Below are 22,023 nucleotides of genomic sequence, written 5' to 3' on the forward strand. Positions count from 1 at the left end.
CATCAAGATCGCAGGAATGTCCCAATGACCACGCCTTTCATCGGTGAGATACAGGTTTTCGGTTTCAACTTCGCTCCCCGCGGATGGGCGTTCTGCAGTGGTTCGCTTGTGCCGATCCAACAGTATTCGGCGCTTTTCTCACTGCTGGGCGTCAATTATGGCGGCAATGGCACCACCAATTTTCAGCTGCCTAACCTCGTCAATCGCGCTGGCTGCAATCAGGGCCGGGGGCCAGGATTGACTCCGCGCGCCATTGGCGAAACGTTCGGCGAAAATAGCGAGACATTGACGGTGGCCGAAATGCCGGCCCACATGCATCAGTTTACGATATACAATCAAAGTGATGGAACCAAGAAAGCGGCCTCGCCCTCCGCCGGCAATTCTTTGACGTCGCCGGCGAACACAAGTGCATTTGTCGCGGGTCACAGGCGAACGCGCAGTTCATACCCAACATGATAGGTTTAAACGGCGGCAGCCAGCCACACGAGAATCGGCAACCCTACATCGCGATCAACTACTGTATAGCGATGGCGGGCGCCTTCCCGTCCTTTGGATGATGGGGCTTCTTGGCGTGGAACCGTTGCCGGCATTTCCTGCCGGTGCGAATTCTCAGCTCAAGCTGTCTCATGGCGCGGCCCGCGCAGCGACGTATGAAGATATTGTATTCCTGCGTCGGCTCTACTGGTCCTTCCGTATGGACGAAATGGAACCGGTGCCCTGGCCGCCGGAACTGAAATGGGCGTTCATCGACCAGCAGTTCGATCTGCAGCATCGCCACTATGTGGCGCGGTTCTCAGAGGCTGATTTCCTTATTTTGCTGCACGGGAACGAGCCGATTGGCAGGCTCTATGTCGATACCGCCGCCGAGCAATGGCACGTCATCGACATCGGCTTCCTGCCACAGTGGCGCAACCTCGGCAAAGGGCAGGTCATGCTGAAAACGATCCAGCGCCAAGCCAGGGCCCGCTCGGCCAGCGTCATGCTGCATGTCGAGCGTCGAAATGTCAGGGCTCAGGCTCTCTATCGCCGCCTGCACTTTCGTGAAACCGAAGCCGGCGACACGCACATTCAGATGCAATGGACGGCGTCCTGAGCGTCATCGCGGCAGCCAGAACCCGTTAGTTGAAGATCGCCTGATAGACGATGCCGTCCTTATCCCTGGCGACGGGAACGAGGAAGATGTCCATCTGACCGAGGGTGGCGTTTTTCAGCTTGTAGAGTTTTTGCGGCAGCACCACCTGCGAACCGCTCCGGAACATCAGGGAAAAGGGAGATCGTCGCATTCCGGGAAAGCCGGATTCCGGCAAAGGGCGGGCCTCCGCCAGGGTAAGCGCTACCGAACTCTCTCCAAGCTCGATGTCGAACGCGCTGCCGACGCTGCCGGCGAAATGACTGAGTGTTACGATTTCCATGATTTATCCGCCCCATCGGATCGTTGGCAAAGCACAAGTCACGCACTTGTGCGAAGCCTCTTCGAGAATAACGTGTGCGCCGGCTTTCCGACATTGTATTTTTTCAAGGCATGCCAAGGTTCCGTTGGATCTTTCCTTTAATACAAGGCGGAATGATCTGCCGGATTCCAGTGATTGCCTGTCGGCAAGGCGAGGTCGTCAGCTTTACGGCCTTTCACCGCGCTACAACGCCTCCAGGCTTATCGTGGGCGGTGCGGTCATCAGCCTGGAAGGCTGGTTCACGACGGAGCCGCTGCCGAAAAAAGCGACGAACAGGATCGACGTTCCCCAGTTGAAGTCGAATGAATAGCTGTTGCCGCCAGCCGTTGCATAGTAACCGGCCGGGGCCGGCGTGGGGTGACCGGGGCCGGTATCGCCATACTGCGAGTTCAGCGCGATGGCATAGGCATTGTTGCCACTCGTATCCTGAGGTCCGCCGATGATGGCGAACAGGCACAGGTTGGCCGAATTGGCCTGGAAGCCAAGCTGCATGTATTGCGGTTCGGTGATCGCCTGCAGTGTACCGTTGACGGGAACTGGAATGGGTTCGCCTGTGGTCGGCAATGTTACAGGCAGCGCCCCGATGCCGGGGCCATAGGCAGCGATCCAGATCGGCGTGTTGTTGTTCGTGCTGATGTTGGTCACGTTCAGATTGTTGGCCTGCCAGTTGCTGATCAGGACTGTCGGCTGCAGCGCAAGCGCCGGCGCCAGCAGGAACTGTGGCTGGCCGCCACCGCTGGTCAGCGCCAGCTTGCCGGCATTGTTCATCGGAGAGCTGTTCTGAAAAGCCAGGATCATCGACCCGGCCGGTGTCTGCGTCATCGTTGCGCTTTGACGCACTGCCAATGTCACTGGCAAGCCATTCCAATCCGACGCTGCGGGGGGCTGATCGAATAGGGTGAATTCCGAAGGCGGCATGGCTTCCGTTCGAACTGAGGCCGCGGCGAAAATGCTCAAAGGCATAGATTACAAAGACTGCAGCAATGCCGTCACTGGTGCTGCCGTCTGCGGCGACAGATTGACCACATAGACAGACGCAGCGCCCCAGTTGAAAGGCAGCGCGTATCTGTTGCCGGCGGCGGTTGCAAAAAAACCGGCCGGCGGAGCCGGCAAGGGGGGCGGCCCGGTGTCGCCGCCTGGTGCATTGAGGGCAATCACATAGGCGTTGTTGCCGGACTGGTCCTGGGGACCGCCCACGACGGCAACAACTTCGAGATTGCTCGTACTTGCACTGAACCCGAGCTGCATCCAGTTCGGTGTCGTCGTTCCCTGAACGGCCTGGCGCATCGCCAGCTGGACCGGCGTGCCGATTGTCAGCGGCCCGGGTTGCATGCCGGGGATGCCCGGGCCATAGGCCTGAACGAGGATTGGGGTCGCGGCATTGACGCTGATGTTTGTGAGCGTGAGGTTGTTGGCCTGCCAGTTCGCGGTCAAGATGCTGATCATCCGGGCCAGCGCCGGAACCGGAAGGATCGTCGGATCGCTGCCGCCCGAAGTGATGGCAAGCCTGCCGGCATTGTTCTGCTGCGACTGGTTGAAGTAGCCGACGATGAGGGAGCCGTTGGGCGTCTGCGGCATCGTTACGCTGCCGCGCACGGCGAGCGTCTGCGGCAAGCCGTTCCAGGCCGCGTTGACCATGCCTTCCGGGACGACGTCGCGCATGTCGGGAAGTCCTATTTCTTGCCGCCGTTGTGGTGGGAGCCGGCGCGTGGGCCGGCTCCCGCGTTTCAGTCACAGAGACAGCAGTTGTGCCGTCAGGGACGAGGCAGTCGAAGGCGACATGTTCGCCACGTAGACAACCGAGGAACCCCAGTTGAATTCGAAAGAATAGTTGTTGCCGCCCGTGGTCGCATAATAGCCCTGCGGAGCTGGCGTCCCCGTGCCTGGGCCGGTGTTGCCGGAGGGCGAGTTCAGCGCGATGGCATAGGCGTTGTTGCCCGATGCATCCTGCGGGCCGCCGACGACGGCGACGATGATCAACTGGCCCGTATTCGTTCCAAGCGCCAGCTGCATCCAGTTCGGGGTCGAGGTCCCCTGCGCGACAGCGCCAGGCTTGAGGGTCAGCGCGGTGTTGATGGCGAGTGTGACCGGCTTCTGGCCGGGCAGGCCGGGACCGAACGCTTCGATCCAGATCGGGGTGGCGGCCGCGACGCTGACATTGGTGACGTTGAGGTTGTTCGCCTGCCAGTTGTTGACGAGGATGTTGGGCTGCGAGAGCAGTGCCGGCGCGTTGAGGAATGATGGCTGCGAGCCACCCGAAGTCAGCGCCAGTTTGCCGGCATTGTTCAGCGAAGCGGTGTTCTGGTAGGCGAAGACCATCGAACCGTTGGTCGTCTGCGGCATTGCCGCACTTTCGCGGTAGGCCAGCGTCAGCGGCGAGCCGTCCCAGTTGGTGGTGGATGCATTAGCACCGAGGATATTGTATTTCGCGGTCGTTGCCATCGATTTGCCTCGCGGTTTGCGGTTTAAGACTGTTGGTCCTGCACGTTGTCGAGCGGCGGCCTTACCGTCGCCCTGTCGTTGTCTCGTCATCGGAGATGCGGCCACATTTCATGGCTGCGGCCCGATTCATCAGGTTTCGAAAACGGCTTTCCTCCTTCCGGTCATGTCCGCGCGACGCCGCCGCAAAAGCCGCCAGGGCGGTCAGTTGGCGTCGATGTCCGTGAGCTTCAGTTGCAGATTGCTGAAGCGCAGCACCGGCGTGTTGACGCCGCTGAGCGCTGCATAAAGCGTGATGTCGAAGACCAGCATTGCCCCGGCCGGCACTGCATTGGCGCCAAACACGATGTCGTTGCCGGATGCCCAGCCGGCGATCGCCTCGGCAAAAAGCGCCGCGAAATCGCCAAGTTGCGCCGGTTGCTGGCCATCGATCTCGAACGAGCGCGCCAACACGATCGGAACCAGCGGGCTGATCGAGGCGCTGTCGAAAGCGCCTCCGGCAACCGCGGGCAGTGGGAACTGATACGAACAACCCACCTTCACACGCCTTGTCGTCGCATCCGCGAGATTGGCGGCCGCATGAGCACCGAGCAGCGACTGTGTCTGCGTCGGGTCGGCCAGAAGGTCCGCCATGATGGTGTAGATGCGCTGGCACAGGCTCGCTGGCGACGATGGGCAGGCGCTCCCGGCCCCTTGGCCGGGCAGTGTCGTCACGTCGATCGGTGTGGCATTGTCGATGAATGGGGTGACGGGCTGGCTCGGCCGTACCTGCGGCGTCTTGTAGACGAATTCCGACACCACCTGCCACGCCGACTTGTCAGCGGCCTCGAGCGTGATCAGGTTGCGCTCGATCTGCACGACGGCCAGTGCGTTCTCTGCCGCGAGTACATTGAGCGCATCGACTTCGATCGTGTGCGCAACGCCGAAACCACCCGACGCGGCATTCTCTACCTCGAACAACAGGCCGTTGGGTGGCGATGGCTGGACCGGATGCTGGTTCGGGTAAGGAGTCAGGTTCGACGGGTCGAGCGCGGTAACGGTCAGCGCGACATTGGCAAAGCTCGATTCACCCTGCGCGGCTGGCCACTGCACTTCGATCAGCCGCGTCGTTCCGTCCGGCTGCAGTGCATCGGTGACGACGTAGCTGTCCGTGACGCTCGCCAGGCGCTGCGCATCGACAAGGTTCAGACCCGGATTCCAGTCCTTGTTTGCAGTCACTTCGCCGATGGCGGTGGCGAAAGCGTCAACGGCGTCTGCCCAGGCCGGATCGGCGGGGTTGCGCAGCAGCGGACCGATGGCGCCATAGACCGCAGAAGTACGCGCCAGCGCCGTGAACAGATCATAGGGGCCATCAATGCCCGGACCGTCGCCGACGCGGTTCGGTGAGCTGTCCGAGGCGGCGCTGAGCCTGGTGTTGTAGGTGACGGCGGTGTTGATCTGATCCTGGGCAACCAGGAACGCCTGATAGGTATAGAGGTAGCTCCAGTCCGCGCCGTCGGCGATCGGATTGCCCGAAGCCGATGCCGGCGTGTACTTCGACCATGTCTGGCCGATCATTGTCGGCGGCGTCGGATACTGGCGGTAGACCACCGGTATGGTCGTCAGCGTGTCGGCGGGGCCGATATGCGGTACGCCCTGTGGATAGGGATCGATCAATTGCAGCCAGATCGAAGGGCGTGCCTCGCCCGGGGCGCCCGCCGGGGCCAGGAAGTATTGCAGATTGGTCACGGCGAAGCGCAGGTCGAACGGCACAACCGCCGCTGCCGCGGCATCGGGATCGCCATAGAGGAAAGTGAGCGGACTGGCGCCTGTGCTGCTGATGCCGACATGCGCGGTTGACAGGCCGGAGTTCTGCCGTGTGGCCGAGAAGGTGCCGGCGCCCGAGCCGCTGGCCGCCATGGTGATGGTGAAGGTCGTGTCGCTAGTGACGTCGACGTCGTAGACACCGTTCGTCGGCAATTGGCCGGAACTCGCCTGGAACATCATGAGCACCCGGCTGCCATCGGTCAGGCCATGCGGATTGCCGGTCGTTGCCGACAGCGTCGTACCGCTCCAGCTGTAGCTTCCGGCCAGCACTGCTTCGATCTGGCCGAAAAGCTCGATGTTGCCGTCGGCGGCGGCCGACACGGGCTGGTTCCAGGTCACATCGTATTGCACGATGGTATCGACGGAGTACGCCGTCATCAGGGCGGCGCGCATCTGCTGTTCGAACACGTCCTGAGCGATTGCCAGTGCCGCCGTCGTGCCCGTGAATGGTGATTGCGGACCGAACAGCCAGTCCACCTCATACTGCGCGTATTTCTGCGCCAGCGTCTCGCGGCCGAGCGCAATCTGATTGTAGGCACCGGGCGCGACCTCGAAAGCCTTTGCCGCCGAGGCCGGTGACAGCACGTCGTCCACGGCCTGGAAGAATGTCCGGTTGAGCTGGTCGAGGTCGGTGTCGACGAACAACTGCTGCGCTGGCAGCGCCGGCAGTTTGGTCGATAGTGCCGGCATCGGCACACTGGCGCTGTTGAGCACGTTGTCGAGCGGCTTGGGTGACAGGAAGCGCGGACCAGCTCCGGCGACGCCGATCGTGATATCGAGCAGCGATGCTGCTGCGGCCCACAATGGCTGCGAACCCCGTTGCGCGCTGCCGGTTCCGTCCTGTGCGAGCTTCAAGGCTTTGAGCCGTTTGCGTGCAAGCCCCGTGCTCGACAGCTTCTGTCCGGACGGAGCGTCGGTGCCGTTCATGCCCACCGCCAGTTTCTGGGCGGGGAAAGCACCGGTGAAGGCGGCGGCGAATTGCGACATGTTGCTGGCGCCGCCTGTTGCCGGGACAAAACCGGTCGCGACGTTCTGGGCCGACGGTACCAGGATCGTTCCGAACTGGTCCTTCAGATAGGGGGAGATCAGATTGGCGTCTCGCGTGATGCCGAGCAGCACGACGATCTCGAAGAGCGGCGGCAGTGCGCCTGGGCCACTCACAGGCATCGAGATGGTCACAGCGCTCGGGAAGTTCGTGCTGGTACCCGCAAGCCAGTCGACCAGGCCTGCGACCATGCCGGTGACCTTGCTGGTATCGGCGGCCGGGACGGCAAAACTGGCGAAGCTGCTGCCGTCGGCCTGAAGCGCGAGGCTTGTCTCCACATAGAACGACACGCCGGGGCCATTGATCTGATCTTCGATGATGCGGAAGTTGGCGAGCGCCGCGGCTTTCTGGTCGGCCGACATGCCGCTGAAAGCAGCCTGGCTCGGCGTCAGCGTGATCTCGATCGTGTTCGCCTGCGAAGCATTGAAGCCATAGGTCGGCAGGATGCCGGGCCATTGGTCGACCGGCACGAGCGGGTCGAAGTAGAGATTGGTATCGCTGTAGCTCGCTGGCGTCGGTAATTGGTTGCCGAAGGCGTCGTTGACGAAGAACGACAGTGCGAACTTGTCGCCGATGGAAGCATAGCGATCGGGTGTCGGCGAACCGACATTGGCGGTCGCCACATTGTAGAGCGGCGCAAACACGCGATACGTGCTGGTGGTCGCTGACGGATCGGGTTTCTGCGGCTGGATGGGTGCCGACAGATTGCTCAGGACGAAGCCTGTCGTCGCCTGGACCTGGTAGGTGATGAGGCTGTAGAGGGAATTCAGCGCTGCCGGTGTCGCACCTGCTGCAAGCAGAGCCTCATGCAGGTCGTCATCGTCGGTGACGCCGGATGCGCGCAATGCCTCGATGATATCGCTACGCGCATGGTGGCTCGCCGCGCCGAGCCGCTTGCTCTTTGCCAGGCGAGCAGGTGTCGCGAGTTGCATGACGCTCTCGGCGCGTGTGAGCTCGACACCGAAGGTGCCGGGTGCAACCTTGACGTAGCGCGTCTCCAGCGCTGGATCGGCGGTCTCGGCATAATAGACGAGGCCGTTCTGCGTTCCGGCCAGCACGACGGCATTGTGATAAGGCTGGATCGCCAGTGGCGAACCGTTCTGGTTGCTGCCGCTGCCAGGCTTGTAGGTCACCAGCAGGGTGACCTGTGCCACGCCTTTGACGAAGAGCGCGGTCGGCAGCGAATTTCCGCTCTTGTCGATGAAACGCAAATAATAGCCCGGCGCGTTGGTGACGGTCGCCTGCTGGATGATCTGCAGGAAGCCATAGCCGCCATCACTTCCGACATCGGTGCTGGCACCGACCGAAACGCCGGCCGGCAGGTCAAACGCAAAGCCGAGCAGTCCTTGCGGCGGCTGCGATACCGTCGTGGTGTTGGTGCGCAGTGCAAACACGGCGTCGGCATCGACCGTGGCCGAGACGAGCCCCGGGGCGCCTGCCGCTGTCTGGTAGAGGATCTGGATCGCATCGATCGGCCGGTCGCCAGCCTTGAGATCGTCCAGGATGCGGCCGAGCAAAGCCTCGTCCGATTGGCTGGCGCCGGACAGTGCGTAGACATCGGGCAGCATGCTGCCCTGCGTGGCGCCGGGGATCTGCTTGACCGTCAATGTGACGCTGGTGGCGAAGGTGATATCGCCAGTCGGCAGCGGCGTGCCGTCCGGCATATACGCGCCTTGTGCCTGGCGCGATTTCACAAGCGCGGGAATGGCGGCGGTGCCTTCGTTCGTCTGAAGCTTCGCCAGGCTGGGCGCGAACGGCCGCAGGCTGAGGGCACTGGCGCCGGATGGCGTCCAGACGATGGCATTCTCCAGCGCGAAGGACTGAGGACCTGTCGAGCTGAGTGCGATCGGCGTCGGAGTGCCGGGCGCTGTAACGGATGCCTCGGTGAGGCCCTGATACTGAGACAGGACGTTCTTGGTGAGCGAGAACGAGGCGTTCGTGGCGAGCCAGCCCTGCGTCTTGTCGGGGTTGGTCAGCGTGATGCTGTAACTGTCACTCTTGGCGAAACCGCCTGCCGGGAATTCCTGCCACAACAGCGCATACAGCGGGTTGGTGAGGGTCGAAGCTGCACCACCAGGCACGGTTAGGCCTGCGGTATAAGGCAGGCGTACGCCGCCACGCAGCGCACTCGACATCTGCCCGGCGAGGCCCTGGAAACGCGTCTGCGCACCCGGGGTGGGTGCGGCAACTGCCGCCATGAACAGCTTGTCGAGCGGCGACGAGGTCAGCCCGCTGTTCTGCATCGTCACCAGAAGCTCGTGGATCGCGCCGCGGATCAGGCCCTTGAAGTAGTCGAGGAAAATCTCCTGCGACAGCGGGGTCGTTCCGCTGCCCACATTGGCTGAGGAGGGATTCGAGGTCTGGTTGACGAACAGCTGGCTGAAATAGGCATCGACTGTCTGCAGGTAACTTGGCGAGACAGGGTTCTGCGCCTGGAACTGATAGGACAGGTCCTGCGCGTTGCCGTTGCCGTCCGCACGCCCGCTGGTGGCTATATTGAGGAACGGCGGCATAGGGAACACGGTTGCCTTGGCATCCGCAGTCGGGGTGGCGAGCGTGGCGCCGAAATTGGCGAGCTGGCCAAGCACCGTCGGATAATCGATCCATCCGGTCAGCGCATCCGGGTCGCTGTCGAGCTCCTTCAATCCGAGCGTGCCGCTGGCCGGGTCGAATTCGAGCAGGACTTCCGAGTTGTAGGCCGCCAGGTTCAGCGCGTGCATGACAGCGAAGGTGGCGAGCTGCGTCGTCACGGCCTCGAATGGCTTGAAGTCGGCATAGGTCGGGTTTTGCGGCGGGTTGTCGTCATATTGCACGCCGAGCGAGGTGACGACCCACGGCGCTCCGTTGCTCGTCGCGTCCGGAAACACCACCGTCAATTCCGGCAGGAACAGGATCGGCAGATTTTTCGGCAGGTTAGGCAGCAGCCCGACGCTCGGCGCGACGCTGGCAAGAAGCCTCTGTCTCAGCCCGGCGAAACTCTCGACCCTGGCCTGCTGCGAGGAACCGGCTAGCTGCCACTCGAAGCGGAAGGAGGCGTTGAAGCTGAAGCTGATCGAAATGGAGAACAGGAAGAGGTTGATGTGGACCATCACGCTGACGCTGACACTGGCCTCGATGTAGAGCAGGATGGAGCCGCTGCCGCCACCTGGAACGCTGGGCGGCTCCAGTGCAAGGATGATACCGATCGATGCCTGCAGGCGGACATTGACGCTGGCCTTGATGATGACGAAGTCGATCGAGCCATAGAGCTCGCCGATGATGCCGAACTGGCCCTGCAGTGAAAGCGCGTCGGGTTTTTTGGCGAGGTCGCCGCCGCCGCTGGTCAGATAACCGGCTGCACCCTGGATGATGCCGAAGAACGTGACACTCACGCCGGCCTTCAGCGGGCCTGCAGTAAAATCCTTGCCGACACCAAGCCGAGCGGCAAACCCGAAGGCTAGGATGCTCTGGTAGGTGCCCCTGAAGACGTCGGGATCGGTGGCGGAACTCAGGCTCGCGATGTAGAAGCCGCCCGATCCGGTGACGGGAATGGGACCGGCCTGCGCCTGCACCTGGAAGCAGACGCTCCAGTTGTCGCCGTCCGGGAAGCCGAGATCGACCTTCCAGTCGCCATTGGTGTAGACGTCGACGCCGAGCGTCGGCAACGTCAGCGAGGCAGCGCCGACCTGGAACGTGCGCAGGCTGTCCGGCAGGCTGAAGACCGTGGCGAATTTGCCGATCGTGTCGGATATCTTGGTGTAGACGACCTCGATCTCCGCACCCTTGCCGGCGCCGCCGGTCAACCGCAGCAGCAGCGCGTAGAATGGCGTCACGTCATAGAAGACGAAGCCGACCTGGATGACTTTCAGGAGATTGAAGTCGGTGACGATGATCCACTTGCCGTCGGGATGGTAGATGTCGGAATATTTCTTGTTCTGCAGGGCTTCCCAGAAATCGTCCTGCATGAACTTCAGGAAATCGTCGAAATTGGCGGGCGGATTGGTCGGATCGGGACCAACCCGCTGGCCGATCCCGAGATAGACCAGATCGAAGACATCGCTTGCGGCTCCGGCCCTGACAGGCGCCCGTCCCGGTACGAGCAGTTCCTGTGTGTCGCCGCCGCCACCGCCGTCCTTGCCCTGGTTGTAGGCGCCGATCCAACCGATCTGGTCAGCGCCCTCGGTCGGCGCGAACAGTCCAATGCTGATAGTGCCGTCCGGCGGCAGCCGGTTGCCCAATATCTCGATGAAGCAGTTGTGCATGCCGAGCACCAGCATCCTGGGATCGGCATTGGCGGCGTATTCGAGGTTGAACTGCTCGATCGAGATGGTCAGCACGCCCTCGATCTTGATTTCGAGCTTGCCGTCGACCTGCGGCAGCTGGATGCCGAAGGCAAGGCCGCCTCCGTCCTCCGGGCTCAGCCAGCCGATCAGCACGCTGAATTTGAAGGCGGACAGCGAGCCCACGAGCCCGCCCATCGAGCCGAGATCGAGGTCGAAGATCAGAGCGTAGTTGAAATTGTCCTGCAGCGTGATGCCGTTTTCGGCGAGCCCAGGCAGTGAACCGAGCGAATAATAATTCAGGCTCTCGATCGTCTCGTCGGCATCACCCGAATAGAGGAACGACTGCAGCTTGAACGGGATCATGTCGAGCAGGCTGTCGGCGCCACTGCGCTTTTCGGTAGAGCCGAGATCGAGCCGCAAGTCGCCTGGTGCGAAGGAAAGCGACAGGTTGTCGGTCGACGGCTGCTGCTGCACCGAAGGATTGTAGATGGTCAGGTCGAAGCCGACCTCGATGCCGAGATTGGAGAAAACCAGCTTTTCGAACGAGAACAGGTCCAGCACCTGCAGTTCGTTGAATTCGATGTCGCCCCATATGCCGAAATGCGCCTTGATATGGGTGGTGGTGCCGTTGCTCGGCGAGGTTGCCGGCGTCTCCTCGTCGAAGGAGAATTGCAGCTTGCTCAGCGTGATCTGCTTGAGGAACTTGTTGTCGGCAAAGTCGAAGACGAAGTCACCCTGGGCGACGAAGGAATAGACGCCTTGTCCGGAGCTGCTGTCGTCGCCGCTGGTCGCGTGCGCCTGGTAGGAGCCCATGATGGCGATGACATTGGCCCCGTCTCCGGCGGGTGCGTCCTGGCCAGGGTCGAGGCTCACGCCGACCTTGAACAGCTTGTTGATGGTGAGATTGATCTCGCAGGCGAAACTGCGCAGCTCGGAATTGGTGAACAGCGCGCGCAGATACTCGACCTCGAAGCCGAAATCGATGCCGGCCGCCGGCGCGGAATTGGTCGCCGCCTTCTCATAGTCGACCAATGCGAAGGTCGCGCTCTGGGCCAGCGTCGGCACGGATTGTGACGGATCGGTGTTGTTGATTTCGATGCCGACATGGTGGACGCGAAAGCCGGCAATGCCCGGATCCTGCATGCCGCCAAGCACGGCACGCACCGCGGTCGGCAGCTCGTCGAGCTGCATGTTGCAGTTGACGGCGAGGATGCCGTTGAAGGCGGGGTTGGTGACTGTCTGATAAAAGTTCCAGTAGAGCGAGGTGGTGTCCGGCTGCCCGCCGCCTTCGGGAAACACGCTGGCCTTCGCATCGGCGATCAGCTTTTGCAGATAGGTCTGTGCGGCGGTGGCGGTGAAGGTCTTGTTGAAGGTGTCGGGCTGCGACCACAGCCTCGTGTCGGCGACGAGCTGCTCGATCGTTTCGCCCGGATAGAACTTCATCATGAAGATCGGCGGCGTGCCGTCCGGTGCGGCCAGCCCGCCCGATGAAAGATCGAAGGTCCAGTCGCCTATTTCGAGCTTGTCGGCCGAGAAGTCGAACAGGGACTGTCCCTTGCCGAGCGGGTCGGCACTGGCCGGGTTTTCGCTGATCACCGTGAAGATCTGGTTCTGCTGGACCGCCTTGCAGATCGACGGGCCCATGTCGGCGAATTCGAGGATGCCGGCGGCGCTGGTCGCCATCTGCAGCCCTGTCCACGCCAGCGGCGTGCCGGCAAGCTCGGCCAGCATGCCTTGCGGCGTCATGGCAAGGATTGATGCGTCGGTTGAAGCCGCCCGCTCCGATTTGAGCGTCGGTGCAGGAATGAACCCGGCAGCGCGCCTCGGGTTGAGCGCGCGCGACTCCATCTCGAGATAGTCCGTAGCGTTCAGGCCGGGGTCGGTGGAGAAAGCGAGCCCGGCATAGGGAACCAGTGGCACAGGTGGGGCGTCGCCCTGAGCGCTCCACGATGCCACCGGGAAATAATCGAGCACATAGACATCGAGGCCCGAGGCCGGAGGGGCTCCTTCAAGGAGGGCCGATGAGCTGGAAGGCTGCTTGTACAGCGGTGCGCGTTCCGGCTGGGAGACGTAGCTGCCTTGCTGGACGATCAACTGCACCCACGAGGTGGTGGCGATGGCATCGAGAAAGGCCGGATCCGTCGATGAATCCTGTGCTGACGGAATGCGGTAGGCCGGCTGTCCCGGTACGAACTGCAACTTGTCGGGTATGTCGCCCACCGTGACGCCCAGGAACTCGGTGCCTGTGACGCCGCACAGCATCTGCACGGTTTCAGTGCCTGTCGCAGCTGTCCGATCGCTGCCGGTGTCGAGTGCCAGCCCGAATTGGCCTGCCGGCGCCAGGTAGTAATAGCGCTCTTCGCCGGGCGATTGCTGCGGCCGACCAGCAAAGACGAGGCGGCTGGCCGTGCCGATATCACCAGTGTTGACGGTGCTGAGGGCGAACGGCTTGCCATTGGCGGTGACGAAGGTCGAACCAAGCAGCGGGTCGGTGAACTGGAAGAAGCTGCGCGACGCGTCGAGTGGCCCAAGAACATCCAAAGTGACGTTGAAGCCGAACGGCGTCGTCGCTCCACCAGCGCCACGGAAGACGGGATAGCTCAAGGCGCCGACCAGCCCGCCACCCGTTGGCGGGCTGAAATACATCAGGCCGGCTTCGAACTGGACGAGGTCCGTGGCGGCGAGGTCGAACGCCGCATTCACCGTTCCGGCATATGGTCCGGTGAGCGCCAGGCTGGCATAAGGCGCCTGTGAATAGAAGGTTACCGTGGCACCCGCAGGCGGCGTCGCCGTCAAAAGCAGTGCGGCCGGTGGCTGACTGTTGGCGATCTGCAGGCTGTTGGAAGCATCGTCGAACAGGATCGTCGTCGACAGCCCGAACAGGTCCGGCTGTACCTGGAACGTCACGCTTTGCCTGAACGCCAGGGAGAAGGACTGCGAGACCGTTGGCGTGGAAGTGCCTTGTCCCATTACCGCAACCAGCACCGGCGCGACGGTCAGCGGTTCCGGGAACCAGCCGATCTGCGTTCCGGAGTTGGAAGTAAAGGCAGCGCGGATGCCGGCTTCGAAAGCTTTCCAGTCGCGTGTGGCCGAAGGCGCGAAAAAGGCAACGTAACCCAGCTGCGCCGGATCGATCCAGCTCTCTGCCGTCAGGTTGAATGTCGGGTCACTGCGGGTCGCGTCCTGAAACAGGAAAGCTACTCGGGCATTGGCAGGGGTATCAGCTAGGTAAACGCCACTTGCGTCGCGTTTGAAAGCGATCATACCCGTCCCCCAACATGCCAGAGCACAACCAGTCCATGCTCTGCATCCGGCGGATGAGAACTTGGGTATGGCTTCAATTCTACATAGACACGAAGTATAACGATAAGACGAATAAGTAGGCTTGTAAAAGACTTTATTTGGGTGATTCTCAAACAGACATAAATCTTAGCGAATGGCTTCGCCGACGAACTTCCATATACGTATATGAGCTTATTTTTAGTTTGTGAAAATAGTATCGGATTTTAAATGAAATCAATGGTTTAGAGTTTTCTAATATGCCGACTTCCATTTTTCTCCTGAAATGATTTGCCGGACAAATCAGGCTTTCGCTGTGTATTGGAGAACGCGATTAAAGCTGGCGATGGTCGGCCGGATTGGGCCGGCAACCACCTGATCTTACTTGGTCAGCTCGGCGACACGGCTCAACGCGGCCGAGAAACCTCTCAGAGAGATCTTCAGGTCGAGCGGCTGGGAAGGTGAGAACGATCTGGCTGCAATGTTGAGAACCGTGCCACCTTTGAGCTTGGCGACATCGTCCGCTTCGAATGACACCGGTGCGAGACAGCCCTGTGGCAGGCAAGTGGAAAATGGCACTGGCTGGCTCTTCGCATCGGCGTCGATTTTCACGCTGGCACCATCGGCGAGTGCCAATCCGAAGGGAAGCTGCAGCACACCATTGAGCTTGCCTTGCGTGGCCGAGAATTCGACGGTGACGACATTCTGGCCCGTCTGGTTGTTGCTCTGCACTTGCCGCATAACGCAAAAGCTCTGTTCGTCACGCCCCTGGCAGGCCACAACCCAGTCCTGATAGGTTTCGACGAGCGAACCGGCACCACCGGGCAACGGTGCTGCCAGCGTTGGCGCAACCATCGCCGGGAGAGCGGGCAGACACAGCGCCCTGGCCACGATCTGGACGGTTTTTCTGAAGAACCGATTGCTGGCCATTTATTGTCCATTCCCGAAAAATGTCGCCTCGTCTGCGAACGAGACCCACGGCCATGCCGGGAACTCGACCAGTGCCGGGTCTGCATGCGCGTGTGCTGTGCCGAAGGCAAAAAGCTGGGTGGTCGAAAAACCTTCGGGAACCAGCGTCCGCGGCGGAAGAGGGCGGTTGAACAGTGCATTCACATCTGCAGTGGCGAATGCGATGTCGTTGTTCAGCACGTAGTTTTGCGCGTCGACGCCACCAAGCCGCAAGCCGGTGATGCTGATCGTCTTGCCCTGCCCGGGATTGGCGTCGATGAACTGGCCGCTTGCCGCGCCAACCTGCAGCGCATCGCCGGCCACGGCACCGACGAAGACAGCCTGCGCGTAGTCGAGCCGTACATCCGTGGTTCCGTCGTAGGTCTTGTTCACACCTCGAATTCCGGTAATCGCCGAGATCGTTGCGCGTGCGATATCGGCCGTCGTCACGGCGGTTTCGGCGATCGCATAATTCGCGGCATCCTGACCGGAAAGCGTGACCCCTCCGAGGATCACGACCTTTCCTGTACCAGCATTCCTGTCGGAGAACAGGGCGCTCGAATAGGCGAAGGACACCTGGTCGGCTGCCAGCACCCCGTCGAGACGGCCGCCCGTGACCGTTGCCCATCTGTTACCGTCATAGGTTTTGCCGGCGGCGGTCAAGTCGACCAGCGAGAGGTTCGCCCTTGCAATGTCCGCCGTGGTCGTCGCGGTCGTGCGGGCCAGCGTATAGTTGCCAGCATCGGCACCAGACAGCGCGATGCCCGTGATGCTGATGGTCTTGCCGTTGCCTGCGTTCTTGTCCGCGTACGTCGCGGTGAGGAATGTCGACGACAGATCGTCGCCGGCGATCCTGTTGTCGATTGCGCCTGCGTTGGTGATCTGGGCATCCGTCGAACCATCGTAGACCTTGCCGGCGGCCTTATAGCCGTCGACGGAAACGGTGCGTTTCTCGATGGTGGCCGTCGTGGAAGCCGTGGTGTTCGCAAGCGTGTAGTTGCCGGCGTCGTCGCCACCCAGCGCCAGGCCTGAGATGACGACTGTCTTGCCGTTGCCGGCGTTCTTGTCCAGGAAGGCGCCGCTTGCGCTGGCAACCGTCAGCCTGTCGCCATCGACCATGCCGGTGAAGCCGGCAACGCTGGCATCGAGGGTGGCTGCGGTCGAGCCGTTGTAGACCTTGTCGGCGGCGGTGATGCCCGTGATGGCGGAAATCGTTGCCCTGGCGATATCGGCCGTGGTCGATGCGGTGGTGTTTGCAAGCGTGTAGTTGTTGGCATCGTCGCCGCCCAGCGTCAGGCCGGAGATGGTGACGGTCTTGCCGTTGCCGGCGTTCTTGTCGCCGAACGCACCTGTGGCGCTGGCAACCGTCAGCCTGTCGCCATTGACCATGCCGGTGAAGCCGGCAGCACTGGCATCGAGGGTGGCTGCTACCGAGCCGTCGTAGGTCTTGTCGGCGGCGGTGATATCCGTGACGGAGGAAATCGTCGCCTTGGTGACGTTCGCGCTCGTCGTCGCTGTGGTGTTGGCCAGCGTGTAGTTGCCGGCGTCAGCGCCCAACAGGGCTATGCCGCTGACGGTGACACCCTTGCCGCTACCGGCATTCTTGTCCGCGAAAGCCGCATTGAGGAAGGTCGACGCCAGATCGTCGTCGGCGATCATGTTGTCGATCGTGCCGGCATTGGTGATCTGGACGCCCGTCAAGCCGTTGTAGACCCTGTCAGCGGCGGTAAAACCGCCGACGGAAACGCTGCGTTTCTCGATGGTTGCCGTTGTCGAAGCCGTGGTGTTGGCAAGCGTGTAGTTGCCGGCATCGTCGCCACTCAATGTCAGCCCGGCGATAGTCACGGTCTTGCCGTTACCGGCGTTCTTGTCGCCAAACGCGCCGGTTGCGCTGGCGACCGTCAGCCTGTCGCCATTGACCATGCCGGAGAAGCCGGCACCCGAGAGATTGAGGGTGGCATTGGCCTGTCCATCATAGACCTTGTCCGACGCGGTGATGCCGGTGACGGCGGAAATCGTCGCCTTGGCGATGTTCGCGCTCGTCGTCGCCGTCGTGTTCACCAGCGTGTAGTTGGCGACGTCGGCGCCCGACAGGGCGATGCCGCTGACGGTGACGGTCTTGCCGCTGCCGGCATTCTTGTCCGCGAAGGTGGCGGCAAGGAATGTCGACGCCAGATCGTCACCGGCGACCATGCTGTCGATCGAGCCGACATTGGTGATCTGGACGCCCGTCAAGCCGTTGTAGACCCTGTCTGCGGCGGTAAAACCGCCGACGGAAACGCTACGCTTCTCGATGGTGGCCGTTGTCGAAGCCGTGGTGTTGGCAAGCGTGTAGTTGTCGGCATCGTCGCCACCCAGCACCAGCCCGGAGATGGTGACGCTCTTGCCATTGCCGGCGTTCTTGTTACCGAACGCACCGGTTGCACTGGCGACCGTCAGCCTGTCGCCATTGACCATGCCGGAGAATCCGGCGCCCGAAAGATTGAGGGTCGCATTGGCCTGGCCATCATAGACCTTGTCCGATGCGGTGATGCCGCTGACACTGCTGATCACAGCTTTGGCGATATTCGCGGTCGTGGTGATCGCACCAAGGTCCAGAATGTAGTGATCGGCATCGGCACCACCGAGCACGAAGTTCGTGATGGTAACGGTTTTGCCGTTTCCTGCGTTCTTGTCGGAGAACGCGCCTGTCGCGGAAGAAAGCAGCAATTCTTCACCGGCGACCAGCCCCTGGAAGGTCGCGCCTGACAGGTTCAACGAGGCTGCGGTCGAACCATCATAGGTCTTGTTTGCAGTGAGGATGCCAGAAATGCCGGTAATGACGGCGCGGACGATGTCGACGGCATAGGTGCCGTTGGTAAGCGTGTAGTTGGAGGCCAGCCCCGTGCCATCGCCAAGCGCGAGTGTTCCGAGCGCAACGACCTTGCCGGTTCCGAGACCGTTGTCGACCATCATGCCCTGGCCGGTCAGGTTGAGCGTCTCGCCATTGGCGAGGTTGAGCAGGCTGAAGATCGATGCATTGAGGACCGATGTGCGGTCGTAACCGCGGCTGCCGGAAAGCGAGATCACGCGTTTGTTGATCGTCAGGCCACCGGTGTCAAAACCCATGAAGTAGTCGCTGGCATCACCCGTCGCATAGCTCATCGACAGCATGCCCGGTGTGGCCCAGCCATAGGTCCCGGCGTTGAACGTGTTGATCCCGCTGCCCCAGCCCGCGGTGACATTGCCTGCACCGATGCCGCTGAACACGACGCCGCTGGTCGACGGCGTATCGCCATAGCTGCCGGTGGCATTGCCGCCGACCCGTACGTAGTAGTTATAGATGGGGATTGACGTCAGACCACGAATGACCGGCGCGCCACCGGCCTTTGGCGTCGCCCAGACCGAAGCGAAGTCCCAGCCCGCCGCGATGAGGCGGAATGGATCGTTCAGTTGCTGCAGTGTGAGGTCCGTCAGTGGTTGGCAGTTTGGATTGCCGCAAGCGCTGGCGCGGCCCGAGGCAGCGGAACTCCAGCTGCTGTTGCTGATCGTGGCCTGGTTCTGTTCCACCAGTCCGCCAGTATTGTTGTTGCCGCTGACCGCACCCGCGGCAAAGGCGTTGGTGATGGTGCTAAGGTTCATGCCAACCAGCCCGCCGACATTCTGGCTGCCACTGACCGCGCCCGATGCGTAGACGGTATCGAGAGTGCCCTGGTTCGTTCCAACCAACCCGCCGACAGCCTGACTGCCGCTTACCGCGCCGCTGGCATAGGCGTTCTTGACGGTGGAAAATGTCCTGCCAAACAGTCCGCCGACATTGTCGGCGCCGGTGACGGTGCCCGTGGAATAGGCGATGTTGATCTGCGCGTTGTTTTGACCGACCAGGCCGCCGGTGTAGTTCGCACCGCTGACGTTCATCGTCGAGAAGACGTTGTCGAGGGTTCCGTTGTTCGTCGAGCCGACGAGGGATCCGGTGCTGTGTCGTCCGATCACCTTGCCGCCGACAAGGCCCACATTGCGGATCTGCGCGTAGTAGGTCTGACCGAACAGGCCCACGCCATCCATATCGGGACGATTGATGACGAGGTTGGAAATCGTATGGCCTTGCCCGTCGAACCTGCCGGTGAACAACCCCATGCTGGCGTTGTCGCCGACCGGTAAAAAGCCCTTGCCCGCGGAGGACGACGTCGCCCACATGTCGGAGCGGCTGTCGTCGGTCAGGAGGCTGCCGAAGTCGATATCGTGCAGCAGCCGGTAGTTGGCGCCGACATTCAGGGCCATGAGCTGAAGCTGGTTGACGCTGGAAATGACGGTCGAATATTCCGACCGCAGGAAGGGTCGGGTGTTGCCCTCGATCATGTACCAGTCGTTCGCGAAATCCCAACCGACATAGGTCGCCTGTGTCAGCATCTCCGCCGTCGTGTAACCGCCGACATTGGACATGGTGGGGGACCCCCAGCCTGGCTGCCAGTAGATGAACCGGTCGGTCCCCGCGCTTTCGCGATCGAAGAAGCTGTCGCGGATGAATGATCCCGGACTGGCCACGCCCGCCAGGCCGCCCACATATACCTGTCCGGTGACCCTGCCGCTCGAGAAGGCCTGGGACACAGTGCCTTTTGACAGCCACCCGACCAGCCCGCCGACGTAGCCGCCACCATTGACGCTGCCTGTCGCGTAGGACTGGGTTACGGTGTTCGTATCGAACTTCATGTAGCCGACCAGCCCGCCGACATTGTTGTTGCCGCTGACCGCGCCGGTCGCATAGGAGCGCAGGACCGTTCCGCCCTCCAAAAGGCCCACCAGACCGCCGACGGAGTTGGCGTTGTCTGCTCTCACGCTGCCTGTGGCAAAGGAATCCGAGACAGCGCCGTTGCTGAAACCGACAAGGCCGCCCACATTCCAGCGTGCGAAATTGCTGGTGGGCACGAGGACAGATCCGGACGCGTGGGAGCGGCTGATCGTTCCGCGACTGTTGTAGCCGACAAGGCCACCAATGCCATCTCCCATCGCCTCTACCGTTGCAGTGGACCAGGCATTGGTGATCGTTCCCCATTCGGTGCCACCCAGCAGTGCGCCGACGTTGTACGCGCCCCTGATGCTGCCGCCGGAAACGCCGATGTTGCCGATCTGGCCACCATTGCCTTCTGAGCCGCCCATGAAGCCGACCAGGCCGACGTTACCTTCGCCCGGACGATTGATGGTGAGTTTCTTGACGACATGGCCGAGTCCATCAAGCCCGCCGGTGAATTTCCCTGCGTAATCGCCGATCGGGTCGAAGCCCGCCCCGCCGTTCCAGCCAGCCGTCGCCGTCGCATCGATATCGGCGCCCAGCACGTAGTAGCCGGAAAGATTGCCGTTGATGCCCTGCAGGTCCCGGCCCGTGGTACTGCCGGCCGCGCCAAGCGCGGTTATGACGGTCCAGTCGATCGCAGCAGCGGTGCCTTTCTGCGTGCGGAACAGGCTGCCGGCGGCAAGGTTGACGGGGGCATTGATCGTGTAGCTGCCGGCGGCGTTCGTCTGCGCATACTGCAAAACGAGGCCGTCCGCGAGCGTCGTGCCGGTCGAGTTGAGGCTGGCATTGACGACGATATCCTTGTCCGCCCGCAGGGTCAGGACATGGGAGCCCCATGTCACCGGAGCGTTGACGGTGATGTTGCCGTCGTCGCCACCGGCCGCGTTGTATGTGGTGACCGTGACATCGCCGGTGGCAAGCGACGCCTGGAGTGCTGCCGCGTAGTCGGCGTCGATGGTGATGTTGACCGGGTCGATGAGCCAGTGGCCACCGGAGGTTTCCACCTTAGCAGTCTTGTCGATCTTCACCTTCGCGGCGGAGGTTTCGACCTTTCTCGCCTTCAGCTTGCCCGCGACCTTGACCTCGCCGTGCTGCATGTCGCCAAGCAGCAGGATACGTCCGTCGCGCGTGCCGATGGAATTTGCTTCGATGGTGCCGGTGTTGTTGACGACACCCTTCATGGCTGCCGATGCGCCCTTGGCCGTCAGGATGGCCACACCCTTGCTCGCCTTGATGACGCCCTTGTTCTCGACCAGCGTTTCCATGGTCGAACCCTTCACCTCAACGGAGAGCAGGCCGTCGCCATTGAAGTCGAGCAGCACGTCCGTTCCGCCCGCAAGCGCGGTGTTGCCGGTGATCGTGCCAGCGTTGGAAACGGATGGCGCGATCAGCGCGACGGTGCCGCCGGCGATATCGCCTTCATTGACGATCGATCCGCCTGTGCCGGTGAAATTGTAGTGGCCGGCGAGGAACTTCTCGTTGCTGATGCCAAGGGTTGAAGCGACAAAGGCGCCGGTCTGCACGCGACCTGTCTTGCCGACGGCCACGCCGTTGGGATTGATCAGGAAGACCTGCCCGTTTGCGGTGAGGTTGCCGAGGATCTGCGAAGGATCCTGCCCGGTCACGCGGTTCAGGGCAGTAGAGGTTGCGCCCGGCTGATTGAAGGTGACGGAGTTACCCGCACCGATGGAGAAGCTCTGCCAGTTCGCGATCATCCTGTCGGAGGACTGGTTGATCGTCATGGCGCCACCGTTCGCGCCGATCGTCGCCGAACCGGAAACAACCTGTCCGCCAGTGGGCAGTGCTTCCTGCGCCAGGGCAGGGGAGACGAGCACGGTGGAAGACAGCAGCGCCGCGAGGGTGCTCGCCGCAGCGCCGCCTTCCATCCGGGTGCCCGCTGCCAGCCTGTTCCTGCGCCGTCCGGCCTTGCCGCCACCGGAGCCGCGCGCGCATTCCGGCACCACGATCAGACGGCCGAGACTCTTCGACCAGATATGCCTGTAGATCCTGTTCATGTTTCCA

9 protein-coding genes are annotated in these 22,023 nt (G+C 62.0%); 2 read left to right on the forward strand and 7 right to left on the reverse strand.

The genetic code is table 11. The features are described from left to right. Window positions 1–24: 24 nt before the first annotated feature. Both C1M53_RS19315 and C1M53_RS19320 read left to right on the forward strand, forming a co-directional pair. Window positions 25–456 carry a tail fiber protein gene (locus tag C1M53_RS19315; protein ID WP_245488209.1) on the forward strand — a complete coding sequence of 144 codons (432 nt, stop codon included), beginning with the start codon at window positions 25–27 and terminating at the stop codon, window positions 454–456. Further along, on the forward strand, window positions 413–1,093 hold the full coding sequence (locus tag C1M53_RS19320; RefSeq protein ID WP_245488210.1) for a GNAT family N-acetyltransferase: 681 nt from the start codon (window positions 413–415) through the stop codon (window positions 1,091–1,093). The genes C1M53_RS19315 and C1M53_RS19320 overlap by 44 nt, the downstream gene beginning before the upstream one ends. Before the next feature lie 25 nt (window positions 1,094–1,118). On the opposite strand, the gene C1M53_RS19325 is transcribed toward C1M53_RS19320, so the two are convergent. The 7 genes from C1M53_RS19325 to C1M53_RS19355 all read right to left on the reverse strand — a co-directional run bounded on the left by C1M53_RS19325 (window position 1,119) and on the right by C1M53_RS19355 (window position 22,016). Next, a complete protein-coding gene (locus C1M53_RS19325; RefSeq protein WP_129413710.1) occupies window positions 1,119–1,412 on the reverse strand; it encodes a hypothetical protein in 294 nt (97 codons plus the stop codon). Window positions 1,413–1,634: 222 nt separating this feature from the next. Next, the gene (locus C1M53_RS19330; protein ID WP_129413711.1) at window positions 1,635–2,273 is read right to left on the reverse strand and encodes a hypothetical protein; all 639 of its coding nucleotides are present in this window, start codon (window positions 2,271–2,273) and stop codon (window positions 1,635–1,637) included. Between the two features lie 144 nt (window positions 2,274–2,417). Further along, window positions 2,418–3,113 carry a hypothetical protein gene (locus C1M53_RS19335; RefSeq protein WP_129413712.1) on the reverse strand — a complete coding sequence of 232 codons (696 nt, stop codon included), beginning with the start codon at window positions 3,111–3,113 and terminating at the stop codon, window positions 2,418–2,420. A gap of 69 nt (window positions 3,114–3,182) precedes the next feature. Beyond that, window positions 3,183–3,893 carry a hypothetical protein gene (locus C1M53_RS19340; protein WP_129413713.1) on the reverse strand — a complete coding sequence of 237 codons (711 nt, stop codon included), beginning with the start codon at window positions 3,891–3,893 and terminating at the stop codon, window positions 3,183–3,185. Window positions 3,894–4,094: 201 nt separating this feature from the next. Continuing rightward, window positions 4,095–14,267, reverse strand: a complete 10,173-nt coding sequence (locus tag C1M53_RS19345) for a hypothetical protein (protein WP_129413714.1) — start codon at window positions 14,265–14,267, stop codon at window positions 4,095–4,097. A gap of 396 nt (window positions 14,268–14,663) precedes the next feature. Further along, window positions 14,664–15,137 (reverse strand): invasion associated locus B family protein, encoded by a 474-nt coding sequence (locus C1M53_RS19350; RefSeq protein ID WP_245488629.1) that lies wholly within the window; start codon window positions 15,135–15,137, stop codon window positions 14,664–14,666. 75 nt (window positions 15,138–15,212) lie between these two features. Next, window positions 15,213–22,016 (reverse strand): YDG domain-containing protein, encoded by a 6,804-nt coding sequence (locus tag C1M53_RS19355; protein ID WP_129413716.1) that lies wholly within the window; start codon window positions 22,014–22,016, stop codon window positions 15,213–15,215. Between the last annotated feature and the right edge of the window lie 7 nt (window positions 22,017–22,023).

The sequence above is a fragment of the Mesorhizobium sp. Pch-S genome, assembly GCF_004136315.1.
Lineage (GTDB): Bacteria > Pseudomonadota > Alphaproteobacteria > Rhizobiales > Rhizobiaceae > Mesorhizobium.

Coding starts and splice junctions, on each gene's coding strand:
- C1M53_RS19315 (WP_245488209.1), top strand. CDS start 25: ATGACCACGCCTTTCATCGGTGAGATACAGGTTTTCGGTTTCAACTTC.
- C1M53_RS19325 (WP_129413710.1), bottom strand. CDS start 1,412: ATGGAAATCGTAACACTCAGTCATTTCGCCGGCAGCGTCGGCAGCGCG.
- C1M53_RS19330 (WP_129413711.1), bottom strand. CDS start 2,273: ATGACGCAGACACCGGCCGGGTCGATGATCCTGGCTTTTCAGAACAGC.
- C1M53_RS19335 (WP_129413712.1), bottom strand. CDS start 3,113: ATGCGCGACGTCGTCCCGGAAGGCATGGTCAACGCGGCCTGGAACGGC.
- C1M53_RS19340 (WP_129413713.1), bottom strand. CDS start 3,893: ATGGCAACGACCGCGAAATACAATATCCTCGGTGCTAATGCATCCACC.
- C1M53_RS19345 (WP_129413714.1), bottom strand. CDS start 14,267: ATGATCGCTTTCAAACGCGACGCAAGTGGCGTTTACCTAGCTGATACC.
- C1M53_RS19350 (WP_245488629.1), bottom strand. CDS start 15,137: ATGGTTGCGCCAACGCTGGCAGCACCGTTGCCCGGTGGTGCCGGTTCG.
- C1M53_RS19355 (WP_129413716.1), bottom strand. CDS start 22,016: ATGAACAGGATCTACAGGCATATCTGGTCGAAGAGTCTCGGCCGTCTG.